Annotated in this window: 6 protein-coding genes; all 6 read left to right on the forward strand. The window is 41.8% G+C overall.

The features are described 5' to 3' along the window. The coding region (leuB, locus tag A2517_RS00745) for a 3-isopropylmalate dehydrogenase (RefSeq protein ID WP_294893454.1) at positions 1–1053 on the forward strand (1053 nt) is incomplete at its 5' end. Then, the gene (locus A2517_RS00750) at positions 1041–1289 is read left to right on the forward strand and encodes a tetratricopeptide repeat protein (protein WP_013459848.1); all 249 of its coding nucleotides are present in this window, start codon (positions 1041–1043) and stop codon (positions 1287–1289) included. The genes leuB and A2517_RS00750, both read left to right, overlap by 13 nt. Continuing rightward, positions 1280–1645: a hypothetical protein gene (locus A2517_RS00755; RefSeq protein ID WP_294893455.1), complete on the forward strand. Its 366-nt coding sequence runs from the start codon at positions 1280–1282 to the stop codon at positions 1643–1645. The genes A2517_RS00750 and A2517_RS00755 overlap by 10 nt, the downstream gene beginning before the upstream one ends. 25 nt (positions 1646–1670) lie before the next feature. After that, positions 1671–2510, forward strand: a complete 840-nt coding sequence (gene purU / locus A2517_RS00760) for a formyltetrahydrofolate deformylase (protein WP_294893456.1) — start codon at positions 1671–1673, stop codon at positions 2508–2510. Next, positions 2511–2981, forward strand: coding sequence for a tRNA (cytidine(34)-2'-O)-methyltransferase (locus tag A2517_RS00765; RefSeq protein WP_294893457.1), 471 nt, complete (start codon positions 2511–2513; stop codon positions 2979–2981). It begins immediately after the preceding gene. Positions 2982–3315: 334 nt separating this feature from the next. Next, entirely contained in the window at positions 3316–3975 is a 660-nt protein-coding gene (locus A2517_RS00770) for a S24 family peptidase (RefSeq protein ID WP_294893458.1), read from the forward strand. Positions 3976–3978: the final 3 nt, after the last annotated feature.

The following is a 3978-nucleotide window of genomic DNA, read 5'->3' on the forward strand; positions in this document are numbered from 1 at the left end:
ATAAAAGGGGACGGAATCGGTCCTGAAATTATTGACGAAGCGGTAAAAGTACTCGATGCGGTCGCAGCGTGTGAGAATTTAGAGTTTAACTATCAAGAAGCCCTTATGGGGGGATGCGCTTACGATGTGACAGGCGATCCGTTGCCGCAAGAGACGATTGATATCTCTTTAGCGAGCGATGCCGTACTTTTCGGTGCTATCGGCGGAACCAAATGGGATACTCTCCCGAGAGAAAAACGTCCTGAGAGCGGATTGCTCCGTTTCCGTAAAGAGCTCGGTGTATTTGCCAATCTCCGTCCTGCAAACGTCTATGATGAGCTTGTCAATGCCAGCTCCCTCAAGCCTGAAATCGTCAAAGGGGTCGATTTGATGGTTGTCCGTGAACTTATCGGCGGGATCTATTTCGGTGAGCCGAAAGGGCGAGATGAGAATCGCGGATGGAACACGATGGTGTACACTCGTGATGAAGTGATCCGTATCGCTCACGTTGCGTTTAAAATCGCGATGGACCGCTCTAAAAAAGTATGTTCGGTTGATAAAGCCAATGTCCTTGATGTCAGCCAGTTATGGCGTGAAGTGGTTGAAGAGGTGGCAAAGGAATATCCTGAAGTGGAACTTTCCCATATGTACGTCGATAATGCGGCAATGCAGTTGATCCGTGATCCGAAACAATTTGACGTTATTTTGACCGGGAATATTTTCGGCGATATCCTCAGCGATGAGGCAAGTATGCTATCAGGTTCTATCGGTTTGCTCCCCTCTGCATCGGTAGGAGCCGCAATCGGCGTGTATGAGCCGATTCATGGTTCGGCTCCCGATATCGCGGGGCAGGGGATTGCCAACCCTATCGCAACGATCGCCAGTGCTTCGATGATGCTCCGTTTTGCATTGGGCGAACACAAAGCGGCGGATCGTATCGATTACGGGATCAAACAAGCACTTGCTGAGGGGTACCGTACGAAAGACATTGCAGGATTTGATGCAAAAGAAGTATGCTCGACTAGCGAGATGGGTTCTATCATCGCCAACTTTGCGGCCAAATGCAAACGCTAACTCTCGCCAATATTTACGAGCTTCAAGGGCTAAAAGAAGATGCTCTTGAAATCTATAAAGAGATTTTGAAAAAAGACCCTTCTAATGCCGATGCAAAAATCGCGATTCGACGCCTCTCAGGAATGCGTAAAAAGTTTTTAGGGGTTAATAACGAAATGAAAACTTTTTTTATACAAATGGAAGAAGAGGCAGAATTTATTCAGTTTGAAAGGTGGTTGATGAAAGCATGGAATTAAAAGATGTCATATTATCTACATTAGCCGAAATTGAAGAGTTATCGAGTGCACCTGAGAGTGTTGAACAACCTGAACGTATTGTTGAAGAGAGAGTCCGTCCTGTTTTTGAAGAGGTAGCCGTTACCAAAGTGCCGCACATTGAGACAGTTCAAACTGTAATAGAGACGGTTCATGCGGTTCGGGATGACGAAGCTCGGATGTTGGAAGGGATTCGAGAGCGTTTACTCGTCCTTTTTGAAGGATTTCAATCCCCTAACAATACACAAATAGAAGCTAAAGTCGACTTGACCCTCAATTTCTTCGAATATCTTTTAGCAACCATCGACAATCGCTTAGAGACAATTAAAGAGTCTTAAGCGCTCTCAAGACAGAGGAAATAGAATGAATGAACACTATAGGATATTAATCCATTGTAATGATGAAAAGGGGCTTGTATACAAAGTATCAAGTATCTTTTTTCATCGCAATCTTAATATCATCTCCAATAATGAATTTGTAGACAAAGCACACAATAAATTTTTTATGCGCAGTGTTGTCGCCGGCGAAATCGCTCCGGATGTACTCAAAAGTGAATTGGCATCGGTATTGCCTCCTCACGCGCATCTCGAGGTGATAGCTCCTCGTAAAAAGCGGGTTGTCTTAATGGCAACAAAAGAGTCCCACGCTTTAGGGGATATTTTAATCCGCTACGAAGCAGGTGAACTTGATTGTCATATTGTCGGGGTAGTCTCTAACTATAACTTGCTAGAGCCGTTAGTTTCAAAATTTGATATCCCTTTTTATACCGTATCGCATGAGGGGTGTGATCGGGATGAGCATGAAAAGCGCGTGCTTGCACAGTTCTCAGAACTCGGTGATATCGACTATATCGTACTTGCCAAATACATGCGTATTTTGACACCGCGATTCGTTGAGGCATATGAAGATAAAATCATTAATATTCACCATTCGTTCCTCCCCGCTTTTATTGGAGCTAATCCATATAAACAGGCGTATGAACGGGGTGTAAAAATTATCGGGGCAACGGCTCATTTTGTGAACAACAATTTGGATGAAGGGCCGATTATTGCTCAAGACGTTATCCATATTAATCATGCTCACGGTTGGGAAGAGATGCAGCGACAAGGGCGCGATGTCGAAAAAATCGTTTTATCAAAAGCCTTGAAACTGGCATTGGAAGATCGTATATTTGTTCATGCCAACAAAACGATTATTTTTTAAATGTTTAACATTGTATTAGTTCATCCGCAAATTCCGAATAATACGGGTGCTATCGGACGCCTTTGCGTCAATACTGGTTCCTCACTCCATCTAATTAAGCCGATTGGATTTGACATCGATGAAAAAGCAGTTCGCCGTGCAGGACTCGATTACTGGCATAAAATCGATTTACACGTTTGGGAGAGTCTGGAAGAGTTTATGGATGCCCATCCGGTTAGGAAGCGTTTTTTCTTTGCCACGACAAAAACGGATCGCCCTTATTTTGAACATGAATTTGAAGAGGGGGACTATCTTTTTTTCGGAAGTGAAACGGCAGGAATACCTTCTGAAGTTTTGGAAGCGTATCCAAATCAGACAATGACTATCCCTATGACGAAAGAGGGACGGAGTCTCAATCTTGCTATTAGTAGCGGAATAATCCTCTACGAGGCAATCAAACAAAATTTTAATATGTACCGAAAGATGATGTAATGTTGATGCAAATACTTGATACGGTAGTTATTGTACTGTTGGTTCTTTTTTTAGTTTATATCTTCCGTGGATACCATCTTTCACGACTTGAACGGGATAATAAAGAGGACTAAAACAGTCTCTCTGCCCACTCTCCCATTTTCATCTCCAGTTTGTCCATCCATCCGTTTGCTTGGCGAATAACCTTTGCCATTGTCAGCTCCTTGAATTATATTAGGCAAATAGTAAGTTGTTTTGACAAATCATCTAAAAAATATTTCATTTTGTCATATATTTTGAAAAACTATGTCATAATTCCTACAATACACTATCGATATATCAAAAGGATTTCATTATGAAAACATTCAGTGATATTGTCGAGACGATTAAAGATATTGTCTCTTCCGACTTTCCAGAAAAAAAAGTATTTGATAAAGACGTAGCCGATTTGTTGGACATTACCCAGATGAATTTTGCTACAATGAAAAAACGGAATAAAATTCCCTTTAATGAATTACTCGATTTTTGTGCAAAACGCTCAATAGCCATCAACTGGCTTTTATATAATCAATCACCCGAGAGTTTGATTGAACCGACAAACCGCTTTTATATGGTACGTTACTTCTCTTCGGTAAACGCCTCAGCAGGGGGAGGCGCCGATAATGAAGAATTAGAATTTGAGCCTCTGATGCTAGAAGATAATTTTGTCCTCTCTTTGGGCGGTGAAAAAGAGTTGCGTCATATTGAAGCGATTAACGTGTCGGGTGATTCTATGGAACCCTCTTTTAGCTATAACGATATCATTTTTATAAATCGTTCAAAAACCGATATTAGTCGTGGCGGAATATTTACAATTAGAACCGAACATGGACTTTTTATTAAGAGGTTGCAAGTACGGATTGATGGTAAACTTGATATTATTTCGGATAATAAAGACTATCCGACCTATGTTGCCCCAAAAGATGAAGTTGAAATCATCGGAAGAGTTGTCGGGCGCTTTGGCGGAGTTGAATAATAT

Source organism: Sulfuricurvum sp. RIFOXYD12_FULL_44_77, assembly GCF_001830725.1.
GTDB classification, from domain to species: Bacteria; Campylobacterota; Campylobacteria; order Campylobacterales; family Sulfurimonadaceae; genus Sulfuricurvum; species Sulfuricurvum kujiense_A.

Coding starts and splice junctions, on each gene's coding strand:
- A2517_RS00750 (WP_013459848.1), top strand. CDS start 1,041: ATGCAAACGCTAACTCTCGCCAATATTTACGAGCTTCAAGGGCTAAAA.
- A2517_RS00755 (WP_294893455.1), top strand. CDS start 1,280: ATGGAATTAAAAGATGTCATATTATCTACATTAGCCGAAATTGAAGAG.
- purU (WP_294893456.1), top strand. CDS start 1,671: ATGAATGAACACTATAGGATATTAATCCATTGTAATGATGAAAAGGGG.
- A2517_RS00765 (WP_294893457.1), top strand. CDS start 2,511: ATGTTTAACATTGTATTAGTTCATCCGCAAATTCCGAATAATACGGGT.
- A2517_RS00770 (WP_294893458.1), top strand. CDS start 3,316: ATGAAAACATTCAGTGATATTGTCGAGACGATTAAAGATATTGTCTCT.